Source organism: Camelimonas fluminis, from assembly GCF_014656355.1.
Classification (GTDB): Bacteria; Pseudomonadota; Alphaproteobacteria; order Rhizobiales; family Beijerinckiaceae; genus Camelimonas; species Camelimonas fluminis.
Map to the genome: position 1 here is coordinate 1 of NZ_BNCG01000156.1, position 837 is coordinate 837.

The window sequence follows — 837 nt, forward strand, 5'->3', positions numbered from 1 at the left end:
TGGACGGTTCGAAAAACCTGGTGCTTTGAGGTCTCTGGAGCGAAACTGACGCTGTCAGATTTTGGAGGCATCGATGGCCAGCCAGCCCGGTTTCTTTGATCTTGCGGACCGTTACGCGGCGCTGAGCGCTGCCGGTGATCCCCTTGAGCGGCTGGCGGCAGTTGTGGACTTCGAGACGTTCCGGACGCCACTTGTCGGGGCCCTGCACCGCGCGACGCGTGGCAAGGGCGGGCGACCACCCTACGACCCTGTCATGATGTTCAAGATCCTTGTCCTGCAGGCCCTTTACGCGCTGTCAGATGAGGCCACGGAGTTCCAGATCCGCGACCGTCTGTCGTTCCAGCGGTTCCTTGGGCTTGGTCTCGAAGGCGCCGTGCCCGACGCCACGACTGTTTGGCTGTTCCGTGAGCGGCTGGTGAACGCCGGGGCCATCGACAGCCTGTTCGCTCGCTTCGACGCCGCCTTGACCGAACGTGGCTTTGTCGCCATGGGCGGCCAGATCATCGACGCCACGGTTGTTCCGGCTCCGCGTCAGCGCAATACCGATGGCGAGAAGAGGGATATCCGTGAGGGGCGTATCCCCGAGGACTGGAAGGACAGGCCTGCAAAGCTGCGCCAGAAGGACCGCGATGCGCGCTGGAGCATCAAGTACAGCAAAGCGAAGGTGAAGGATGACGCCGATCCGGCCGCCTCCAAGCCCGTCGATCTCGCCATTCCCATATTTGGCTACAAGAACCACGTGGGCATCGATCGGGCCCACCGGTTTATCCGGACCTGGGACGCCAGCGCGGCCAACGCCCATGATGGCGCGCGCCTTCCCGCTCTCATCAGCAAGGC

Annotated in this window: 1 protein-coding gene; it reads left to right on the forward strand. The window is 63.3% G+C overall.

The window, feature by feature from the left end; all coding sequences use genetic code 11:
• Positions 1-73 precede the first annotated feature (73 nt).
• Positions 74-837: IS5 family transposase (locus IE243_RS22925; protein WP_191321582.1), on the forward strand; the 764-nt coding region annotated here is incomplete at its 3' end.